The organism is Actinoallomurus acanthiterrae, assembly GCF_054775715.1.
In genome coordinates, this window is the sequence record NZ_BAAHCO010000001.1 from 5,056,651 (window position 1) to 5,077,654 (window position 21,004).

Annotated in this window: 15 protein-coding genes; 7 read left to right on the forward strand and 8 right to left on the reverse strand. The window is 70.6% G+C overall.

Going from position 1 to position 21,004, the window contains the following annotated elements:
- Positions 1-7: 7 nt before the first annotated feature.
- Positions 8-937: a SpoIID/LytB domain-containing protein gene (locus ACYVF7_RS24140; protein ID WP_460344796.1), complete on the forward strand. Its 930-nt coding sequence runs from the start codon at positions 8-10 to the stop codon at positions 935-937.
- Between the two features lie 256 nt (positions 938-1,193).
- On the forward strand, positions 1,194-6,671 hold the full coding sequence (locus ACYVF7_RS24145) for an ATP-binding protein (RefSeq protein ID WP_460344799.1): 5,478 nt from the start codon (positions 1,194-1,196) through the stop codon (positions 6,669-6,671).
- Between the two features lie 31 nt (positions 6,672-6,702).
- On the opposite strand, the gene ACYVF7_RS24150 is transcribed toward ACYVF7_RS24145, so the two are convergent.
- From ACYVF7_RS24150 to ACYVF7_RS24165, 4 genes are all read right to left on the reverse strand, one after another.
- Entirely contained in the window at positions 6,703-7,260 is a 558-nt protein-coding gene (locus ACYVF7_RS24150) for a hypothetical protein (protein ID WP_460344802.1), read from the reverse strand.
- A 64-nt stretch (positions 7,261-7,324) separates the two neighbouring features.
- Positions 7,325-8,506, reverse strand: coding sequence for a hypothetical protein (locus tag ACYVF7_RS24155; RefSeq protein WP_460344805.1), 1,182 nt, complete (start codon positions 8,504-8,506; stop codon positions 7,325-7,327).
- A 57-nt stretch (positions 8,507-8,563) separates the two neighbouring features.
- Positions 8,564-9,043, reverse strand: a complete 480-nt coding sequence (locus ACYVF7_RS24160) for a hypothetical protein (RefSeq protein WP_460344808.1) — start codon at positions 9,041-9,043, stop codon at positions 8,564-8,566.
- Between the two features lie 59 nt (positions 9,044-9,102).
- The gene (locus ACYVF7_RS24165; protein ID WP_460344811.1) at positions 9,103-10,782 is read right to left on the reverse strand and encodes a hypothetical protein; all 1,680 of its coding nucleotides are present in this window, start codon (positions 10,780-10,782) and stop codon (positions 9,103-9,105) included.
- 112 nt (positions 10,783-10,894) lie between these two features.
- Here ACYVF7_RS24165 and ACYVF7_RS24170 point away from each other — a divergent pair, with 112 nt between their 5' ends.
- The 4 genes from ACYVF7_RS24170 (at position 10,895) to ACYVF7_RS24185 (ending at position 13,774) form a co-directional block, all read left to right on the forward strand.
- Entirely contained in the window at positions 10,895-11,293 is a 399-nt protein-coding gene (locus tag ACYVF7_RS24170; protein WP_460344814.1) for a hypothetical protein, read from the forward strand.
- Entirely contained in the window at positions 11,242-12,198 is a 957-nt protein-coding gene (locus tag ACYVF7_RS24175; RefSeq protein ID WP_460344817.1) for a sensor histidine kinase, read from the forward strand. The genes ACYVF7_RS24170 and ACYVF7_RS24175 overlap by 52 nt, the downstream gene beginning before the upstream one ends.
- Positions 12,195-12,938 carry a response regulator gene (locus ACYVF7_RS24180; RefSeq protein ID WP_460344820.1) on the forward strand — a complete coding sequence of 248 codons (744 nt, stop codon included), beginning with the start codon at positions 12,195-12,197 and terminating at the stop codon, positions 12,936-12,938. Before ACYVF7_RS24175 ends, ACYVF7_RS24180 begins: the two co-directional genes overlap by 4 nt.
- 473 nt (positions 12,939-13,411) lie before the next feature.
- Positions 13,412-13,774, forward strand: a complete 363-nt coding sequence (locus tag ACYVF7_RS24185; RefSeq protein ID WP_460344823.1) for a hypothetical protein — start codon at positions 13,412-13,414, stop codon at positions 13,772-13,774.
- Positions 13,775-13,861: 87 nt separating this feature from the next.
- Here ACYVF7_RS24185 and ACYVF7_RS24190 read toward each other — a convergent pair whose 3' ends face one another.
- On the reverse strand, positions 13,862-14,107 hold the full coding sequence (locus tag ACYVF7_RS24190; RefSeq protein ID WP_345430414.1) for a hypothetical protein: 246 nt from the start codon (positions 14,105-14,107) through the stop codon (positions 13,862-13,864).
- A 62-nt stretch (positions 14,108-14,169) separates the two neighbouring features.
- The gene (locus ACYVF7_RS24195; RefSeq protein WP_460344826.1) at positions 14,170-15,708 is read right to left on the reverse strand and encodes an FtsW/RodA/SpoVE family cell cycle protein; all 1,539 of its coding nucleotides are present in this window, start codon (positions 15,706-15,708) and stop codon (positions 14,170-14,172) included.
- Positions 15,709-16,137: 429 nt separating this feature from the next.
- Between ACYVF7_RS24195 and ACYVF7_RS24200 the strand changes: the two genes are divergently transcribed.
- The gene (locus ACYVF7_RS24200; RefSeq protein ID WP_460344829.1) at positions 16,138-19,392 is read left to right on the forward strand and encodes a S8 family serine peptidase; all 3,255 of its coding nucleotides are present in this window, start codon (positions 16,138-16,140) and stop codon (positions 19,390-19,392) included.
- Here the strand turns inward: ACYVF7_RS24200 and ACYVF7_RS24205 are convergent, their stop codons facing one another.
- Positions 19,393-20,433, reverse strand: coding sequence for a Gfo/Idh/MocA family protein (locus tag ACYVF7_RS24205; RefSeq protein ID WP_460344832.1), 1,041 nt, complete (start codon positions 20,431-20,433; stop codon positions 19,393-19,395).
- A 190-nt stretch (positions 20,434-20,623) separates the two neighbouring features.
- Positions 20,624-20,821: a hypothetical protein gene (locus ACYVF7_RS24210; protein WP_360900514.1), complete on the reverse strand. Its 198-nt coding sequence runs from the start codon at positions 20,819-20,821 to the stop codon at positions 20,624-20,626.
- Positions 20,822-21,004 lie beyond the last annotated feature (183 nt).

Consider the following 21,004-nt stretch of genomic DNA (forward strand, 5'->3'; position numbering starts at 1 on the left):
ACCAGAGATGAGCATCCGCATCAAGGCGGTCGGTGTTCTGGCCGCGGTCGTGTCGGTCCTCGCGGGAGTCACGGTGCCGGCCGGACCGGCATTCGCCACCGGCCGCGACGGGAACTGCGACAGCGGCGAGTTCTGCTACTACTACAACAGCGACGAGGCCGGTTCGGTCTCCGACTTCACGGACTCGCTGGACGACTACGGAACGACACAGCCGACCTGCTACGACTTCAAGGGCGCCGGCGCCGGCAAGGGCGTGTGCGTGAAGAACAACGCGGCGTCGGTGTGGAACCGTACGGACAAGACGGTGCGGGTCTACTTCAACAGCAACTTCGCCGGCGCGAGCCAGGACTTCGCACCCGGCGCGAAGGGCAACCTCAACGCCACGTTGAAGAACAACAACGCCTCGCATGAGCTGCTGACGAGCCGGCCGACGGGGTGCAAGACCGACGGCACCGACACCAAGCTGCCGACGTCCATCCTCGTGTACCGGGTCCAGCTGGGGCGAGTGGACCGGGTCGACTTCAAGACGTACGTCAAGAACGTCCTTCCGAACGAGTGGGTGTCCAGCTGGCCGAGCGCCTCGCTGGAGGCCGGAGCCGTCGCGGTCAAGAGCTACGGCTGGTATTGGGCGCTGCACTCGACCCGGAAGACCTCGGGAGGGCAGTGCTATGACGTCCGGGACGACACGGCCGACCAGGTGTACAACCCGTCGTCGGCCAAGTCGTCGACCTCGTCCGCCGTCGACAGCACCTGGTCGACCCGGATGACCCGGAGCGACAGGATCCTCCTGGCGCACTTCTGCTCGACGACGACCGCCTGCGGGGCCTGGGTGGACGGGGACTGGATGTCGCAGTACGGCTCGCGTGACCTCGCGAACGCGGGCGACGGCTACCAGACGATCCTGCACCACTACTACAGGGACATCGCTCTGTCCTGACACCTGGCAGGTCAGGCGGCAGGGCCGCCTTAGGATCCAGGGTGTGGTTTGCTTTGTGGCAGTCCTCGCGTGAAACGGTGGCAGGGCGGTGTGTCCCTGGTCGCCTCTTGTAGGGTCCCCACAAGCTGAGGGCTCGGAATTCGCTATGCGGGACATTGGTGTACCCGGCGGTAATCGAGCAGGGTATGGACAGGTTCAGGCGACGTTCGAGATCCGGGCGTCGCCTTCTGTGTTCGGTGCTTGGGAGGCTCGGTCGGTGTTCAGTCGTGTCGCGATCGTCAATCGTGGAGAGGCCGCGATGCGGCTCATTCACGCTGTCCGGGATCTTTCGGCGGAAACCGGGAAACGGATCGAGACGATCGCCCTCTACACCGACGCAGACCGCAACGCGACGTTTGTCCGTGAAGCGGACGTCGCCTACTCGTTGGGCCCCGCCTCGGCCCGCCCGTACCTCGACCACGCCGTCCTGGAGCGGGCGCTGGTGGAGACCGAGGCCGACGCCGCGTGGGTCGGGTGGGGGTTCGTCGCCGAGGACCCGGCGTTCGCCGAGTTGTGCGAGAAGATCGGTATCACCTTCGTCGGGCCGAGCGCGGAGGCGATGCGCAGGCTCGGCGACAAGATCGGCGCGAAGCTGATCGCCGAGGAGGTCGGTGTTCCGGTCGCGCCGTGGAGCCGCGGCGAGGTCGCGACCCTCGAGGACGCGCTGCGCGCCGGCGACGAGATCGGTTACCCGCTGATGCTCAAGGCGACCGCGGGCGGAGGCGGGCGAGGCATCCGCATGGTCGCCTCGAAGGAAGATCTGACCGACGCCTACGAGCGCACCAGCCAGGAGGCGCTGCGCGCGTTCGGCTCCGGCGTGGTCTTCCTGGAGCGCTTGGTCACCGGCGCCCGCCACGTCGAGGTCCAGGTCATCGCCGACGGGCAGGGCACCGCGTGGGCGCTGGGCGTCCGGGACTGCTCGGTGCAGCGGCGCAATCAGAAGATCATCGAGGAGTCCGCCTCCCCGGTCCTGGACCCGGAGCAGACCGCCGAGCTGAAGGCGTCGGCCGAGCGGCTCGCCGTGGCCGTCGACTACCGCGGCGCCTGCACCGTCGAGTTCCTCTACCACCCCGGCGAGAAGCTCTTCGCCTTCCTCGAGGTCAACACCCGGCTGCAGGTCGAGCACCCGATCACTGAGATCACCACCGGCACGGACCTGGTCCGGCTGCAGCTGCACGTGGCGAACGGCGGGAAGCTGGAAGGCGCCCAGCCGGGCGAGGCCGGCCACGCCATCGAGGCCCGGCTCAACGCCGAGGACCCGGACCGCGACTTCGCGCCCGCCCCGGGCCGCATCGTGCGTCTGGTGCTGCCCGCCGGACCCGGCATCCGCGTGGACACCGGCGTCAGCGAGGGTGACAGCATCCCGGCCGACTTCGACTCGATGATCGCGAAGATCATCGCCTACGGCCGTGACCGCGAACAGGCGCTGGGCCGGCTGCGCCGCGCGATGGCCGAGACCACAGTGATCATCGAGGGCGGCGCGACCAACAAGAGCTTCGTACTCGACCTGCTCGACCAGCCCGAGGTGGTCGACGCGAGCGCCGACACCGGCTGGATCGACCGCGTTCGCGCCAAGGGCCGCCTGGTCGGCCACCGGCACTCCGCGATCGCCCTGGCCGCCGCCGCGGTCGAGGCGTACCAGGACGAGGAGGAGGTCAGCCGGCAACGGCTGCTGTCCACCGCGCACGGCGGGCGCCCGCAGGTGCAGCACGAGAGCGGCCGTCCACTGGACCTCAAACTCCGCGGCGTCGACTACCGGGTGAGCGTGGCCCGGGTCGGGCAGAGGCGGTTCCGCGTCGGCGTCTCCGGCGGCGGTGACGTGCACCCCGTCGACGTCGAGGTCGAGCGGTTCGATGAGTACAGCGGCCATATCGTGGTCAACGGCCGCCGGTTCCGGCTGGTGTCGGCCACGCACGGGCCGATCCACCTGATCGAGGTCGACGGCGTCACGCACCGGATCAGCCGCGACGAGGGCGGCGTCGTCCGTTCCCCGGCGCCCGCGCTGGTGGTCGCGACGCCGTCGTCGGTCGGTGACGAGGTCGAGTCCGGCGCGCCGATCCTGGTGCTCGAGAGCATGAAGATGGAGACGGTGCTGCGTGCGCCGTTCCGCGCCCGCGTCCGTGAGTGCCCCGTGTCGGTGGGCACCCAGGTCGAGACCGGCACGCCGCTGATGCGGCTGGAGCCACTGGTCGATGACGGCGTTCAGGACGCGGAGCCGGCCGCCGCGACCATCGAGATCGACCTGCCCGCGGAGCCCGTGGCGTCCGCGGTCGAGCGCGTCGAACGCGGCCTGCAGGACCTGCGCGGCCTGCTGCTCGGCTTCGACACCGACCCGTACGACGGTGAGCGGGTGCTGTCGGCCTACCTGGCCGCGCGCGGCGAACTGGGCGGGCGGCCGATCGAGGGGGAGCTGGACCTGCTCACCGTGTTCGCCGACCTGTCCGAGCTGAGCCGCAACAAGCCGGGTGGCGAGCTCGACGTCGAGCCGGGCAGCCCGGTGCACAGCCCGCGCGAGTTCTTCCACAGCTACCTGCAGAGTCTCGACGTCGAGCGCGCCGGCGTCACCGAGGGCTTCCAGGCCAAGCTGGCCAAGGTCCTCGCCCACTACGGCGTCGCCGATCTCGACCGCACGCCCGAGCTGGAGGCCGCGGTCTTCCGGATCTTCCTGGCTCAGCAGCGGATGAGCAACGGCGTCGCGATCGTGTCGGAGCTGCTGCGCCAGTGGCTGGCCGGCGCGCCGCCGCTCGAGCCGCTCGGTGAGCGCGCCGGGCTCACCCTCGAGCACCTGGTCGAGGCCACGCAGGTGCGCTTCCCCATGGTGTCCGACCTGGCCCGCGGTGTGGTGTTCCGCTGGTTCACCCAGCCACTGCTGCGCCGCAACCGCGCCAAGGTCTACGCCGCGGTGCGCGACGAGCTGCGCTACCTGGACCGCGACCCGGACGCGCCGGACCGTGCCGAGCGGATCCAGACCATGGTGGCCAGCTCCGAACCGCTCGTCCGGCTGATCGGCCAGCGGTTCGGCCGGCCCGGGCGGGATCACGAGCCGCTCCTGGAGGTGCTGACCCGCCGTTACTACGGCAACCGCGGGCTGTCCGAGGTCACCGCGCGGGAGGCCGAAGGCTGCCGGTTCGTCACCGCCGAGCACACCGGCTCAGAACGCGTGACACGCGTGGTCACCACCGCCGTCGACATCGCCGCCCTGCCCGACGCCATCAGCGCCGTCGGCATGTTCGCCGCCGACGTCCCCGAGCACGGGCTGGTCGCCGACCTGTACGTCGCGTGGGAGGACCAGCCGGACGCCGACGCCATGGCGGTGCGGCTCGGGCAGCTCATCGCCGAGCACCCGTGGCCCGCGGGCGTCCGCCGGATCACCACCACCGTCGCCGGCACCAGCGGCGCCGTGATGCACCACCACTTCACCTTCCGGCCCGACGGCGCCGGATTCGCCGAGGACCGGCTGATCCGCGGCCTGCACCCGCAGATGGCACGGCGCCTGCAGCTGCAGCGGCTCCGCGAGTTCGACCTCACGCGGCTGCCGTCCGCAGACGAGGAGATCTACCTGTTCAAGGCCGTGGCGCGCAGCAACCCGGCCGACGAGCGGCTCATCGCGATGGGCCAGGTCCGCGACCTCACGCCGCTGCGCGAGGCCGACGGCAGGCTCGTCGCGCTGCCCGCGGTGGAGGACGCGATCGCCGCGGGCCTGGACGCGATCCGCAACATCCAGGCGCAGCGACCCCAGAACAAGCGGTTCGACACCAACCGGATCATGATGTACGTCTGGCCGTCGACCGAGCTGTCCACCGACGAGCTGAACGCCCTGGTCCAGCGCGTCCTGCCGACCTCGGCGGGCGCGGGTCTGGAGGAGGTCCAGTTCGTGGCCCGCCAGCGCAACGCCGCCGGCGAACTGGCCGAGGTCGCCGTGCGGATCACCCTTGACCCGGGCCACGGCGCGAGCCTGCACGTCGACGCGCCGTCGACGGAGCCGGTGCAGCCGCTGGACGACTACCGCCAGAAGGTGCTGCGCGCCGCTCGGCGCGGGAACGTCTACCCGTACGAACTGACCGGCCTGCTCGCCGGCCCCAAGGGCGGCTTCGTCGAGCACGACCTCGACGACCACGGCGCGCTCGTGCCGGTGGACCGGCCGAAGGGGAAGAACACCGCGGCGATCGTGGCGGGCGTCGTCACGACGCCGACCGAGCGGCACCCCGAAGGCGTCACCCGCGTGGTCCTGCTCGGCGACCCGACGAAGGCGCTGGGCGCGCTGTCGGAACCGGAGTGCTCGCGGGTGATCGCCGCGCTCGACCTCGCCGAGCGGATGCGGGTCCCACTGGAGTGGTTCGCGCTGTCGGCAGGCGCGCGGATCTCGATGACCTCGGGCACCGAGAACATGGACTGGGTCGCGGCCGCGCTCAAGCGGATCGTCACGTTCACCCAGGACGGCGGCGAGATCAACATCGTGGTCGCCGGGATCAACGTCGGCGCCCAGCCGTACTGGAACGCCGAAGCGACGATGCTCATGCACACCAAGGGCATCCTGGTGATGACGCCGGACTCCGCGATGGTGCTCACCGGCAAGCAGTCGCTGGACTTCTCCGGCAGCGTGTCGGCCGAGGACAACTTTGGCATCGGCGGCTACGACCGTGTGATGGGGCCGAACGGCCAGGCACAGTACTGGGCGCCCAACCTGCCGGCCGCCCGCGCCGTGCTGATGGCGCACTACGACCACACCTACGTCGTGCCCGGCGAGACCGCGCCGCGGCGAGCCCGCACCACCGACCCGGTCGACCGCGACGTCTCCGCGTTTCCGCACGCGATCGCCGGCAGCGACTTCACCACCGTCGGCCAGATCTTCTCCGCCGAGCACAACCCCGACCGCAAGAAGCCGTTCGACATCCGTACGGTGATGCGCGCCCTGTCCGACCAGGATCACCCGGTGCTGGAGCGCTGGGCGGGCATGGCCGACGCCGACACCTCGGCGGTGCAGGACGTGCACATCGGTGGTTGGCCGGTCTGCCTGATCGGCATCGAGTCGCGGTCGGTGCCGCGGCGCGGCTTCCCGCCCACCGACGGCCCGGACACCTACACCGCAGGCACGCTGTTCCCACGGTCGTCGAAGAAGACCGCGCGGGCGATCAACGCGGCGTCCGGCAACCGGCCCCTGGTCGTGCTGGCGAACCTGTCCGGGTTCGACGGCTCACCGGAGTCGATGCGCAAGCTCCAGCTGGAGTACGGCGCGGAGATCGGCCGGGCGATCGTCAACTTCGATGGGCCGATCGTGTTCTGTGTGATCTCCCGCTACCACGGCGGCGCGTTCGTGGTGTTCTCCAAGGCTCTCAACCCGAAGATGACCGTGATGGCGCTGGAGGGCTCGTTCGCCTCGGTGCTCGGCGGTGCCCCGGCGGCCGCCGTGGTGTTCTCCGGTGAGGTGAACAACCGCACCGCGACCGACCCGCGGGTGACCGAGCTGCAGACGCAGGTCTCGGCGGCCGGCGGCGCCGAGCGGGCGGCGCTGAGCACCCGGCTCGCCGAGGTGCAGTCCGCCGTCCGGGCGGAGAAGCTCGGCGAGGTCGCTGCCGAGTTCGACCGGGTGCACAGCATCCAGCGCGCGGTCGAGGTCGGCTCGGTGGACGCGATCATCAGCAGTGCCGAGCTGAGGCCTCGGATCATCGAGGCCATCGAGCGCGGAATGGCCTGACGCTCCGGCGCCCCCCGAGCCGGACGGTCTCTCAGATGCCCACCGTCGCGAGGTGGCGGGAAGGACGGTGACGTCGCCAGGCGACGACCAGGAAGGCGATCAGTCCGACGACGGGCAGGGCGCAAAGGGCCCAGCTCAGCGCCAGCGGTGGGCCGGGCTGGCGGAGGACGGTGAGGTTGTCGAGAGTGCCCGTTCCCCGGCCCCGGGAACCGTCGATGGTGAAGGTGAGGCTCCACTGTCCGGCCGTGGACAGCGCTCGGACGTCCAGGCCCCAGACGTCCCGCTTGCGCGGGTGGCGGGAGAGCGGGCCCCCCATGCGCATTCCCCTCTTCATGCCCGGGCCGGTCATGAAGAGGGTGCCGGATTTGCCGGTCAGTCCTCCGCTGGGGGCGAAGGTGAAGTCCAGCGACTGCATGGCGCGTAGCGGCCACTTGGAGAAGCCGACGGTCAGGGGGTACGGGCCGACCTGCACCTGCTCGGTGTGGACGATCTCGACCGGCGCGTAGGCCTGTGCGGTCGGCGCCGAGACCAGGATCGCGGCGCCCATGGTGAACAGGGCGAGGAGCAGGGCGCGGGCGCGGTGCTTCACGGGCCGGCGCGTGGTGCGGCCCGGCCGCGGTCGTGACTTCCGGGGCGTTCGGCGGTACATCGGGTCAGCGGCCTTCCTGGTCGGTGGCGGGGGTGTTGAGGCGCAGCAGTACGGCGAAGCGGGCGGCGAGGTGGCCGGCCAGGGCACCGAACGCCAGCCCGAGGATCGCGTCGGTCAGCACCGTGGTCGCGGATGCGGGGGGCGGACCCATCGGCCCTGGCCCATCCCCGCCGCGGAGCATCGAGGTCTGCACGAGCATGGAGAGGCTCAGCACCACGCCGCCGACGGCGCCGGCGAGCTGGGGCAGCCGGCGGCCTGACCCGCCGCGGCCGCGCCCCAGCCGGAGCAGCACCTCGATCACCACGGCCGCGGCGAGCATGAACATCGGTATGCCCGAGGGGAACTCAGGGGGCATGTGCCGGAGGTTGTCCCGCAGGGGCAGCCCGACGTGGGCCGCGTAGGCCTTCGTGGCCCACGTCGAGAACCACCAGAGAAAGAGCTGCATGACGCCGAGGACGGCCGCGATGGCCAGGGCCACCCCCCGGCGGCGCAGGGTGAACGCTCCCATGAGAACGAAGCAGACGGCGAAGAGGACGGTGCCCGCGAGCTGAGGGTTGATGGGCCGGGACAGCCCGTCGAAGGCGTTGGTGGTGATCGGGGCGAACGTCATCAGCACGGGGACGCTGACGATGAGCCCGATCCGCCCCCAGCGCTGTGCGCGGGCGGCGGCGAAGACGATGAGGCTGCCGACCATGGTCAGGCTGATGGAGATGAACAGGGCGACGTGGGGCGGGGAGTTCAGTACGGCGTCGAAGCCGTACAGGGAATGCCACCACAGGTCCATCAGGCCGTACAGCAAGAACAGCGCGGCGCCGGTTCCGGCGACGAGGTACCCCAGGGGCGCGGCGAACGTGCCACCGAGGACCCGGACCGGACTGCCGCCGATGGTGGGGTCGGCGGGACGTCCGGCCCGCCCGGCGAAGGTGGCGCGCAGCACCATCACCAGGCTGGCGATACCGGCGATGGCACTGCCGGAGTACAGCATCAGGTGGGAGAGGGTGAAGAAGGTGTCCGGGCCGACGTCGACGTGCCACTGCACGTCCCAGCTGATGCCGACCAGCGACATCAGGGTGCCGGCCAGCACGGTGTACGCGCCGGCCGTACCGGTCGGCCGGCGCCGCGGTGGGTGGCCGGGCGGGGACGGCAGGCCTGGGCCGGTCAGCTCGGGCGAGGAGATGGAGTCCATCGGGCATACCTTTCTGGGGGGACATACCGGGATGGCGCGCGAAGGGGCGCGGCGCGATCAGCGGGAGACGGTGAGCGGGAAGACGAGCCGGTCGTTGCCGTCGATGGCGACCAGGAACTCCCAGCGGCCGGGCATCATCAGCGGAAGGCCGGCTACGTGGTAGCGGCCGTCCGAGGCCCGTACGGCGGTGAAGTCGGGTACCGCGTGGCCCGCGGTGGGCAGCACCGCGGAGACCGTGACGACCGGTGATGGCCCGCTGGTCGCGGCACGGTGACGCGGTACCAGCCTGACGTCGACCGCGGTGGTGCCGGTGACGGGCGCCGAGACCGTCAGGATCACCACATCTTCGGCGGTGCCGCCGGTGAGTGACGCCGCGCCTTCCGGGGCGTAGTCGGACGCGGACTGTGCCGTGCGCGACGACGGCGCCCGCATGGACGCCCACAGCGAATGGAGCGCCAGCACGGTGAGCAGGGCTGCTGCCAGGACCACCGCGGCTACCAAGGACCGCAGGCCGACCGGCGACGTATGCCCGCTCATGAGCTCTGCTTCGTCGGAGGAGTGATCCAGGCGCGCGTGTCTTCGCGCGCTCCGCTCGCTCACGGGGTCTTCTCCGAAGTGCCGGTGACGTGGAGCAGGTAGGGGGTGGTCAGGATCGTGTTGTCGCGTTCGGCCTGGATCCAGATCCGGTAATAGCCGGTGGTCGGGAAGGTGTAGACGAAGGAGATGTCGGGGCCGTAGGCGGCGACGGTCTCGTCGGCGGTGCTGTCGCCGTTGACGGACGTCAGACCGCTCATCGAGGTCATGTCCGAGGACGAGCGCGATGCCGACGACGAGTCCGTCTCCATCCCCTTCATGCCTGCCATCCCCTTCATGCCGCGCGTGTCGTGGTCGCCGTCCGGCAACGCGCCCATGGAGTGGGAGTGGGCCCACACCTGGGCGCCCTGCGTCGCCGTCCCCACCGTTGCCGCAGGCGAGACCGGGCCGACGACGATCAGGTGTCCGAGCATGCCGAGCCAGGGCTGCAGGGACGCCGTGTCCCCCACGCGGGCGGTGAGGACAGCGGCCCTGCCCGCCATCAGCGAGGACGCGGTCAGCCGTACACGGACGCCGGCCACGGTCCGCGAACCGGTCCCCGCCTGCGTCGGAGCGTCACCGGACGTGGCCTGCGGGGTGGCGCCGGACGTGGACACCGCGTCGATGCCGGTCGCGGAGCGGAGCTGCTGGACGCCGCCACCCCGGCGTTCGAACTCGGCGGAGACCGCATAATGGCCGGCCTCGGGCAGGGACAACGGAACCTCGAATTCGCCGGCCCTGGTCCTGATCGGGTGCAGGTGCCACAGCTGTCCCGAGGGGCCGATGACCAGGAGGTGCAGCAGTGCCCCGTCGTGGGCGACGACGTCGTCCACGGGCAGGCCGGTGGACGCGTCGGACAGGGTCAACCGCAGATCGTCGACCTTGCCCGCGCGGACCGAGGAGGACCACAACAGCAGCGTGGCCGGCGGGCGCGAGTAGTCGCCGGCCCGCTGCCCGGCGTAAGCGTAGGGATCGCCGACGCCGTCGATGGTGGCGTCGACCTGGCCACCCTGCGACGGCGGCAGCGGCAGCCGGGACGACAGCAGCGCACCGGTGACCGCCACGGCCAGACAGGCGACCAGCCCGCCGGCCGGCACCAGCGCCCACCAGCCGCGACGCACGCGTACGGCGACCAGGACGGTGACGAGGAGGAGGACCCCGGCGCCGCTGAAGCCCACGTAGACCGCGGTCTCCGCCGGCGAGACGGTCTGCTTCGACACGACGAAGGGAATCGTCGCAGTCCTCTCCCCGTCGCTGAGCGACAGCTCCCACGGGCCGCCCTGGGTGACGTCCAGCACAGCGGAGTAGGACCCCGGTCGGCTCCCCAGTGTGACCACGGAAGTGTCGACGTCCGTGCCCGACGCCGAGGCGGCGGACACGGACGTGGAGACCCCGGTGGGTACCACCGCCAGCTTGAGAGGCCCGGCGGACGTGCCCGTGTGGCTGATCACGTCCACGTGCAAAGGTCCGGGCACACCCGTGACCCGGCGCAGGATGACCGTCAGTTCCCGGTCGCCGAGCGACTGGGCGACCTGCACATCGCCGCCGACGGTGGAGTCCGCCTCGGCCGGCGGACTCATGGCGGACAGCAGGGCCATGACGCTCGGCAGAACGGCGAGTGCGGCACCAAGGCGGCGCCGGAGGGAGAGAGCCGTACGCGGGGGAGAGCCGGGCCCGGTCGTACGAGCGGTGGTGTCGTCCATCGTGCGGGCAGCTTAGGAAGGCCGCCTGCCGCTGTCGTCACGGCGCCAGGGGACGCCGGGTCCCCCGAACGGGGGACCCGGCCACGGTCACAACCAGGCATTATGGGCGATCGTGATCACCTACCCGGGTGACGCGGGCCGCCGCCCCGACGGGCAACCGGAGCGGAGAACGAAAGGGGTGCCGGTGCTCGACAGGGAAGGACGTGACGGGCGCGGAACCGGGTCCGTCCGCGTCCGGGATGTCAGCGGGTCGCTGACCCGCCAGGCGATGGTGATCGCCGCGGTCACCCTGGTGGTGGACTGCCTCTCCTTCTTCTTCAGCAGTTCCTCCTCGTATCCGGTGGGATGGCGCTGCGTCATGCTGGTGGCGATCACCGTGGTGGACGCCGGCCTGGCGGCGCACCGCGTCTGTCGGGGGTGGTGGCCGTCGCCCAGGTGGCCGTCACGGTGGGGGGCGCGGTGCTGTTTCCCAGGGCCGGTCCGCCCCGGCCCGGTCCGCTGCCCCAACTGAACACCGCGGGCCTGCTCATCTCCGCGTACCGGGCGGGTGCCTGGCTGAACCGGTGGCCGGCGGTGATGTCCCTGGTCTGCCTGGCGGCAGGGACCGTCGCCGCACACATCCTCCGCGGGCCGCGCGTCGGGCCGGAGTGGATCCTGCTCAACGCCATGGCCAACGCGCTGCTGCCCTGGCTCGTGGGGCGGTACACCACCGCCCGACGCGCGTACATCGCCGAACTGGAACAGCGTTCCGAGCGCGAACAGCGAGAGGCGCGGCAGGCCCTGGCCGCGGCCATCGCGGAAGAGCGCAGCAGCATCGCCCGCGATCTGCATGACGTGATCTCCCACCACGTGAGCGCCATCGGCGTCCACGCCGGCGTGGCCCGGTTGCGGGCCACGGCGGCGCCGGCCGCCCGGGACCTGGCGAACTCGCTGACCGCCGTGGAGACGTCCAGCCGGGCGGCAATGCTCGACCTGCGGCGTCTCCTGGACTTCCTGCACGGCAACCCGTCCGGGGAGGACAGCCAGCCCGGTCTGGACAACCTCGCCGAACTTCTCGACACCGTCCGCGCCCTTGGCCTACGGGCGCGGGTGACCGTCGACGGCGTTCCGTCCCTGCTGCCGGAGTCCCTGGACATCGCCGTGTACCGCGTGGTGCAAGAGATGCTCACCAACGCCATGCGGCACGGCGCCGGCGGCGTCGCGGAGGTCGAACTGCGCTACGAGCGGTCCAGCCTCACCGTGACCACCTCCAACCCTCTCGCCACGGAAGCGGGCACCCGGCTGGACTCACCGCACCGGGGACTGCAAGGAATCCGCAGCCGTGCCGCCATGTTCAAAGGTTTCACCAGTTACGGGCCCGCCCCCGACGGCAGAACTTGGATCACCACCGTGACCTTCCCCCTGGACCCCTCATGACCTTGCGTGTCCTGGTCGCCGACGACCACGCCATGTTCCGCTCAGGTCTGCGCGCCGTCCTGGACACCCAGCCCGACCTCGCATGCGTGGGGGAGGCGTCGGACGGCCGGACCGCCGTGAGCGATGTGTTCCGGCTGCGTCCCGACGTCGCGATCATCGACATCCGCATGCCCCGGCTCGACGGCCTGCGCGCCACGGAGACGATCCTCGCCGATCCGGCCAACACCACCAAGGTGATCCTGCTGACCACGTATGACAACGACACGTACGTCCACCGAGCGCTGCGGGCGGGCGCCAGCGGATTCCTGCTGAAGAGCCTCCCGCCGGAGGAGCTGATCGCGGCCATCCGGGTGGCCGCCCGCGGCGACGCCCTCATCGATCCCTCGGTGACCCGGCGCCTCATCGCCCGTCTCGCCGACGGAATCGCCTCGCCTCCCACCCCGGCCGACCTTGACCTCCTCACCACACGGGAACGCGAGGTACTGCTGCTGCTCGCCGAGGCGTACAGCAACGCCGAAATCGCCGATCGTCTCGGGATCGGTGACGAGACCGTCAAGACCCACGTCTCGCGCATCCTGACCAAGCTGAATCTGCGGGACCGCGTCCATGCGGTCGCCTACGCCCACCTCCACGGCCTCGTCGGACAAGCCCCCACGCCGTTCGGCGCGCTCTCCGATCCCAACGGGAGCAAGGTCGGCCGGGGCAGGCGTTGGCGAGAAGGAACCCGCCGCGATCCTTGACCTCGAGGACGCGCCTGGCCTGGCCGATCGGTCGCGTCGGCCGAGGCCCGGTCACGTCGGCTTCAAGCGCCGATCCCCCGGCCGACCTCGCACTAGGACGAATCTAGGACGGCCGACGGGTCCATGTCCCTAGCGTCACCGTAGCGGGGCTCACCGAAGACCAGTGGGCAGGCAATGCGTGCGGAGCGTGCCTTCGGATTCCGTGCTTGAGGCGACCAGGGGAGGTGGCCAGACCCAAGTGATGAGCATGCCAAGCGAATGGGAGTGACCGCTCCGTTTCCGAGTGGATCCAGGTGCCTCGGGGAGCTTCATGTCGCTGCCCGCCCCGCAGGCTGCCCAATCCAGCTCGGGATGTCCCGTTCGTTCAGGGCTCCGCCTACTCCCACGAGCTAGGTTCCGGCCGAGTTCCGTGCTGACTCACCGCCTCGCAAACCCTAACGAGGCCCGCAGGGCCCCGGCCCTTCTCTGAGAGGATGACCGTGAATATTCGCAGAAAGGTGGCGGCTGCAGCCGTCACCGGAGCCGCCCTCGCCAGCAGCCTTGCCTTGGCAGCACCCGCACAGGCAACCGTCACCTGGGTGCCCGACTGCTCGCGCGCCGACGTACACATAGCCCTCTACAGCGGGAATGACTACTGCTACGTCTTCAACGGCGATTACAACAACAACGTCGGCTGGGCCAACGCCCAGGCCAGCACGATCTGCTCCGAAGGCCCCTGGGGAGGGATCGTCCAAGACACCGTCGGAAGACAATACGCCTTCAGCCCCTACGGCGGCTGCCAATTCTTGACCAACCCAGTGACGGTTCGATGGATTGAGTTCCTGAGCCACGCCTGATGCGATGGGGGAGCGGGGCCTCCTGCTCCCCCATGATGCTGTCCCCAGGGCGGACCACGGCACCGGCGTGATGTGGGTTCGGCTGGGCTACCAGTCCAGGCCGGCGGCGGCCTGGCTCCTGATGTAGGCCGGGATGTCCTCGGTTTCCGCCGCGGTCAAGGCCGAGTCGGTCGTCATGCCGTCCCGCAGCACGTGCTGGCGGAAGACCGCGTACATCGGGATGTCCCAGTATTTGGTGTTCTGATAGTTCTGCAGCACTGCGTTCGAGCCCCAGTAGACGCCTGACGTGTCGACGCCGGCGAGTTCCGGAACGGCCTTTCCGAAGCCGTTCACGACCGCAGGGGTCTGCAGGACTCCCTTGATGGCGTGACGTGACAGCTCGACTTGCCCGACGCTCAGGTCGCGCGCACGATCTGCGTCATGCCTTCGTCCTGGATCGGTTGAGGTGCGGGCCGTCGGGCCGCGTCGCTGATGCGGATGAGGATGGCGATGAAGATCCAGTTCGACAACAGCGCCGATCCGCCTTGCGCCAGGAAGGGCGTGGTGACGCCGGCGGTCAGCGGGATGAGCCCGGTGACGCTGGCGACGATCAGGAAGACCTGAAGGGCGAAGATGAAGGAGATCCCGCCGGTGAACAGTTTCAGGAACGGGTCGCGGATGAGGAGCGCGGCCTTCATACCGCGCTCCACGATCAGCGCGAAGACCAGCAGGATCACCATCAGCCCGGCGAGTCCCAGCTCCTCGCCGAAGGAGGTGAAGATGTAGTCGGCGTAGCTGACCGGCGTGAGGTACGGCTGGCCCTGCCCGAGTCCGGTGCCCAGCACACCGCCTTGCGCGAGGGAGAACATCGCTCGCATGGGCTGGCCGCTGTCGGCGTAGTGCCCGCCCAGGGCGATGCACTTGCTCACGAAGTCGGCGGTGTCCGACGTCGCGTGGATGAGGGAGGCCTGGGTCTGCTGGTTGACGACCTTGCCGCCGATGGCGCAGCCGCCGTCGAAGTACGCCTTCGGGTTCGACCATACGGTGAACCGCTGGTTGACGTGGCCGAGGAAGGGTAGCTGGGTCGCCGCGAAGGCGCCCGCCGAGAACAGCCCGAGGCCGATCAGCACCCAGGAGACCCGCTCGGTCGCGATGTAGAGCATCGCGATGAACAGGCCGAAGAACAGGACGCCCTGGCCGAGGTCCTTCTCCAGTACGAGAACCGCCACGCTCATCAACCAGATCACCAGGATGGGGCCCAGATCCCGGCCGCGCGGCAGCGCGAGAGGGCCGATCCGCCTGCCGACCAGGGACATCGCGTCGCGTTTGGAAACCAGGTAGCCGGCGAAGAAGACGATCAGGGCGATCTTGGCGAACTCTCCCGGCTGGATCGAGAACCCGCCGAGCCGTAGCCAGACCTTCGCGCCGCCCGCGCCACTGATGGAGGACGGCAGCAGCCCGGGCAGGATGAGGAAGAACAGGCCGACCGCGCCGATGGTGTATCGGTAGCGCTGCAGCACCCGGAGGTCACGCAGCACCAGCAGCACCACCGCGAAGAACACGACGCTGATGGCCGTCCACATGAGCTGGTTCGCCGCTGAGGCGTTGATCGGATAGCACTGCTGGCCTGCTGCCTTCGCCGCGACGCAGTTCTTACTGTGCTGTAGGTCGAGCCGGTAGATCATGGCCAGCCCGAGCCCGTTCAGGAACACCGCGAACGGGAGAAGCACCGGGTCGGCGTACGGCGCGAACCTGGCCACGATCACGTAAGCGATCCCGACGAGGACGGCGAGCCCGCCACCGTATCCGAACATCCCGGCCGGTAGCTGCCCGTCCCGCGCCAGCCCGACCTGCGCGAAGGCGGCGAGCGCGACCGTCATCGCGAAGGCGAGCATCGCGAGTTGGGCGCCCCGACGAGGACGATCGGGGAGATGAACCTCAAGGTCGGCGGACACTGCGTTTACTCCTCATCTTGATCTTGCCGTCGCGAAGACCGTCTCCCGACATGCCGGCCAATCCTGCAACGTCGGGGGTTTGGCGCAGGCAAAGTGGGACCGCCGCTCCGCATATCCTGAGCGCCCGTCGGCGTCTGGTCCGAGACGAGGGAGCCGAAGGATGTCGGCATCGCGCATGGTCGTCGTCGCGGCGTTGGTGACGGCGGCGACGGCCCTGTGAAAGCGATACTCCCTGCTTTCAGGATTCATCACGGCGGGTGACGCCGCTCGGACGTCCATGACGTGCGGTTGTCGCCGATCGCGCCCGCCGGCGCGCGGAGCGGCCCGTCGCGGTCGGCTTGACCCATTGGCACGGCCCGCGACACGGTCGAGATCGCGCGCTGGGCCGGTTCAGCCCGGCATTCCGGTGGACCCAGGAAAGGACCGGGAATGCGGAAGCGAGGACGTGGCGGCCGGGTCGCGACCGCTTTCGGCGTCGCCATCGTGACCGTCATCGCCGCAAGAGGACCGTCCAGCCTGGCGGCCGGCGATTCGCAGCGCGCGCAGCCGGCCGTGGCACGCCAGGTCACGCTCCTGACCGGCGACCGGGTGACCGTACGGACCGGTGGCAGGCCCTCCGTACAGGTCGTCCGCGGCACCGGTCGGGCGAACGTGCCGTACGGGGTGAAGGCGTACGGCGGGCACGTGTTCGTCGAGCCGGCCGACGCCGCGAGCCTGATCGCCAGGGGCAGGCTCGACGAGCGGCTGTTCGACGTGACCCAGTTGGCGGCGTGGGGGTACGACGACGCGCACACGGCCGACATCCCGGTCATCACCAAGGGCGCCGCCATCCTGCCGTACGGGCACGGCACGAGGAAGCTGCCCGCGCTGGGCATGTCGGCGACCCGTATCCCGAAGCCGAACGCCGGGGCGGCCTGGCGCGACCTCACCGCAGGAGCCGCCCAGCCCACCACGTTCGCCACCTCGACGACGAAGATCTGGCTGGACGGCAAGCTGCGCGTCACCGACGACGTGAGCGCCGCGCAGGTGGGCGCGCCGGCGGCATGGCGCAGGGGACTGACCGGCGACGGCGTCACCGTCGCGGTGCTCGACAGCGGGTACGACCCGGCGCATCCCGACCTCGGCGGCGTGGTGACGCAGAGCCGCGGGTTCACCGACCAGGGCGCGGCGGATGTGACGGATGGCAACGGTCACGGCACCCACGTCGCGTCGATCCTCGCCGGTTCGGGTGCCGCGTCGAACGGGCGGTACAAGGGCATCGCGCCCGGTGCGAAGCTCGCGGTCGGGAAGGTCTGCGACGACGCCGGGTGGTGCGACTCGTCGTGGGTGCTGGCCGGCATGGCCTGGGCGGCGTGGACGGCCAAGGCGCGGGTGGTCAACCTGAGCCTCGGCGGCACTGACTCGCCCGGCGTCGATCCGCTCGAAGAGGCGGTCGACACGCTCACCGCGCAGACCGGGACGCTCTTCGTGGTCGCGGCGGGCAACGACGGGCGCGACGGCACGATCGAGTCGCCGGGCAGCGCGGACGCGGCGCTCACCGTGGGCGCGGTCGACTCCGCCGACGCGCTCGCGCCGTTCTCCTCCCGCGGTCCACGCGCCGGCGACTACGCCGTCAAACCCGACATCACCGCGCCGGGCGTGGACATCATCGCGGCCAAGGCGGCCGGTTCGGAGCTGGGCACGCCGGTGGGCACGGCCTACCAGAAGCTGTCGGGCACGTCGATGGCGACTCCGCACGTCGCCGCGGCCGCGGCGATCGTGGCGGGGCAGCATCCGGACTGGACGGCCCCGCATCTCAAGGCCGCGCTGACCGGTTCCGCGCATCCCGGCGCCGACGAGTCCGCGTATCACGAGGGCACCGGACGTCTCGACATCGCGCGGGCCATCACCCAGCAGGTCACCGCCGCGCCGGCAGGCATGTCGGCGGCGCTGGCCTGGCCGCACCCAACCGGGCAGTCGGCCGCCCGTACGTACGCCTACACCAACTACGGCACCGGCCCGATCACGCTGACGCTGCGCACGGCCGGCGTTCCGTCCAGGCTCGTCCGGCTGAGCCCGTCCACGGTGACGCTGCGGCCGGGCGCGACCGTGCGGGTCACGGCGACGATCGGGGCCGACGGCGTCACCCCGGGCACCTACAGCGGGCTGATCACCGCCACTTCCGCGGACCGGAAGGTCGTGGTGCGTACGGGCGTCGGCGCGTTCATCGAGCCGGAGGCGTACGACGTCACGGTCTCGGCGGTCGACCGCGACGGGCAGCCGAGCGACACGGGGATCGACTTCTTCGACCCGGCGACGGGCGCCGTCACCAGGACGGCGACCGTGGGCGGCACGGCCACCGTACGGCTGCGGGCCAAGCAGTACATCGCCCACGCCGCCGTCTTCACCCAGGGGACGGATGTCAGCAGCCTGCTCCAGCCGTACACCGTCGGCGCGAGAGACCATCGGGTCGCGCTCGACGCCCGCACGGCGAAACCGGTCACGGTCACGCTCGACCGGCCCGACGCGACCGCCACGCTGGAGGCGATGTCCGCCTACAACGGCCGGGGCGGGGCCATCGTCGGCATCGGCAGCGGCAGGCCCGGGCACGTGAGCGTGCTGCCGGTCAGGGACCACGACATCGTCTTCAACGTCCAGTCGCTGTGGACCCAGCAGGACGCGACCGAGACCGCGCCCAGTAAGTACCGGTACGACCTGGCCGACGTCGTCCGCGGCCAGGTACCGGCCGACCCGACGTACCACCATTCGACTGCCGAGCTGGCCGCGATCCGGATGAACTGGCGGACACCGGGCGCGGAGACCATCGGCAGCCACGTCTGGGCACCCGTGCTGCCGGACGTCTTCCTGTCGGTGGGCACCGGCATACCGATGCGGCTGCCGGCGGCGCAGACGGAGTACGTCACCCCGAAGCAGGCCTACTCGCGGACGTTGTACTACGGTCCGGACGACCGGAGCCTGCTGCAGGGAGGCACGCTCGCCGCGCCCGACGCCTCGTACGCCGCCAAGGCCTATACGGAGACGTGGAACGCCGCCGCCGTCGGCCCCGCCTTCCCCGGCAACGGAGGCGGCGACCGAACCGGCGACGTGCTGACCTACGGCGGCGACGGGCTGTTCAGCGACGCGGCCACCGGGCACGTCGGCCGGGACGTGCGGGCGACCGGCACGGTCCAGCTCGCGCGGGGTTCGACCGTGGTCAAGACGGCGAAGCTGAACGGCGGATACGCGGCCCTGACGGCGACGCTGCCCGCGCGTTCGGCGACCTACACGTTGAGCGTGTCGGCCCAGCGGCCGGTGACGCCGTCCATCGCGGTGACGACGGCGTGGACGTTCCGGTCGGGGCACACCAAGAGCCGGCGTCCACTGCCGCTGCAGGCCGTACGGTTCGCGGTGCCGGGGCTCGACGACGCCAACCAGGCCGCGGCCGGCGCGACGGTGAGCCTCCCGGTGCGGGTCGTCCGCAACCCGGGCGCCGCATCGGCGTCGGTCGCCGCACTCACCGTGCAGACCTCCGCCGACGACGGTACGAGCTGGCACAACGTACCGGTCGTACGCTCCGGCGGCGGCTGGGTCGCCACCGTGACCAACCCCGCGACGCCCGGGTCCGTCTCGCTGCGGGCCACCGCCACCGACAGCGCGGGCGACTCGGTCCAGCAGACGATCGTACGGGCGTACGCGGTGCGCTGATCACCCCTCGACGGGCCGCCGCGACGGCGTTGTGCCCGCGTAGAAGGCAGGACGGGGCTTCATGCCGGCACCGACGACGCCGCCCGACCGCCGGGCCTCGACGGTGGCGTTGGAGATGACGGTCGCGGCGTAACCGTCCCAGGCGGATGGGCCGGTGGGCGCGTCGCCCGCCGCGACGCCCGCGATCCACTCGCGGAACTCGGTGTCGAAGGCGTCGGCGAAGCGGTCCACCCAGTCGGTGAGGACCGCCGTGCTGTGCTGCCCCGCGGTGCGTACGCCGACCGCGGCCGGATCGGGCAGCCGTATGAGCCCCTCCTCGCCGACCACCTCACACTGAATGTCGTAGCCGTACTGGCAGTTGACGAAGACCTCCAGGTCGATGCGGACACCCTTCGCGGTTTCGTAGAGCATGATCTGCGGGTCTGTAAGGTGCGGGAACCGCTTGCTCGTGGAGCGTGGCGTGACCACCTGGGCGGAGACGATCTCGTCCTCGAGCAGCCAGCGCAGCACGTCGATCTCGTGCACCGCCGTGTCGAGCGCCGCCATGTCGGTAACATACGACTCCGGAACGGTCGGGTTGCGGTGGGCGCAGTGCACCACCAACGGCGCGCCGATCCGGCCGGAGTCGACGACGCGCTTCATCTGCCGGTAGCCCGCGTCATAGCGGCGCATGAAGCCGACCTGGACGAGCCGGCGGCCGTGCGCCATCTCGGCCTCGACGATCCGCAGACAGTCCTCGACGGTGGTGGCGAGGGGCTTCTCGCAGAACACCGGCTTCCCGGCGGCGATCGCGCCCAGTACGTGCTCCGCGTGCGTGGGACCCCAGGAGGTGACGAGCACCGCGTCGACGTCGTCCGCCGCGATCAACGCGGGGCCGTCCGTGAGGACCCGGGCGCCGACGTCGGCCGCCGCGTCCCCGGCGCGTGCGGTGTCGAGGTCGGTGACCGCGGTGACCTCGGCACCGGTCACGGTGTCGGTGAGCCGGCGGATGTGCTCCCGGCCGATCCAACCCGTTCCGATCACTCCGACGCGCACAGTCATTGAGATTCCTTTCCGCGCCCCGGCCCTCGGGAGCCGGGAACCTCCTGCCGCACTCGGCGCTCGTGGGCCTGATCAGGTGATTTGGATCGATCCAAGTGATGCGACGGAGGATTCTCCTGTTTCGGGCAGGTGTCAAGAGCCGGCACGCCGGGCAGGCCGGTCCGGCTCGCCGGACGCACGCTCTACGGCGTCACTTGCTGGGCTGGGGAACCTTGCAGTAGGCGCTCGGGTTGAGGCCGATGTAGTTGAGCGGACCGGCGATCCATGTGAGGCCGATCGTGGCGAAGTTCGCGCAGCTCCCGTCGAACCGGGTGTAGTAATGGCGCTGCCCTGCGGCGAGCCCTCCGATGACCAGCCAGACGACGACGATCCACCGTCCGGTCCGCATCGTCACCTCCGATGTTCTCGCCGCCGACTCCGGAGGTACGACGATAACGACAAGATCGGCCAATAGCTTGCAAGCCGGCTGGGCCGTGTCACTTTATCGGTTACCTGGACACCGAGTCCCTTTTGTGCCGGGTGCCGGTGGCGATACCAATGCCTGGCGTATCGTCCAGTCGAGGTGCCTGAA

What these genes read in the sequence shown, in the direction of transcription:
- ACYVF7_RS24140 (WP_460344796.1), top strand. Translation starts at nt 8, where the DNA reads ATGAGCATCCGCATCAAGGCGGTCGGTGTTCTGGCCGCGGTCGTGTCG.
- ACYVF7_RS24155 (WP_460344805.1), bottom strand. Translation starts at nt 8,506, where the DNA reads ATGGACTCCATCTCCTCGCCCGAGCTGACCGGCCCAGGCCTGCCGTCC.
- ACYVF7_RS24210 (WP_360900514.1), bottom strand. Translation starts at nt 20,821, where the DNA reads ATGCGGACCGGACGGTGGATCGTCGTCGTCTGGCTGGTCATCGGAGGG.
- ACYVF7_RS24200 (WP_460344829.1), top strand. Translation starts at nt 16,138, where the DNA reads ATGCGGAAGCGAGGACGTGGCGGCCGGGTCGCGACCGCTTTCGGCGTC.
- ACYVF7_RS24165 (WP_460344811.1), bottom strand. Translation starts at nt 10,782, where the DNA reads ATGGACGACACCACCGCTCGTACGACCGGGCCCGGCTCTCCCCCGCGT.
- ACYVF7_RS24160 (WP_460344808.1), bottom strand. Translation starts at nt 9,043, where the DNA reads ATGAGCGGGCATACGTCGCCGGTCGGCCTGCGGTCCTTGGTAGCCGCG.
- ACYVF7_RS24205 (WP_460344832.1), bottom strand. Translation starts at nt 20,433, where the DNA reads ATGACTGTGCGCGTCGGAGTGATCGGAACGGGTTGGATCGGCCGGGAG.
- ACYVF7_RS24185 (WP_460344823.1), top strand. Translation starts at nt 13,412, where the DNA reads ATGACCGTGAATATTCGCAGAAAGGTGGCGGCTGCAGCCGTCACCGGA.
- ACYVF7_RS24180 (WP_460344820.1), top strand. Translation starts at nt 12,195, where the DNA reads ATGACCTTGCGTGTCCTGGTCGCCGACGACCACGCCATGTTCCGCTCA.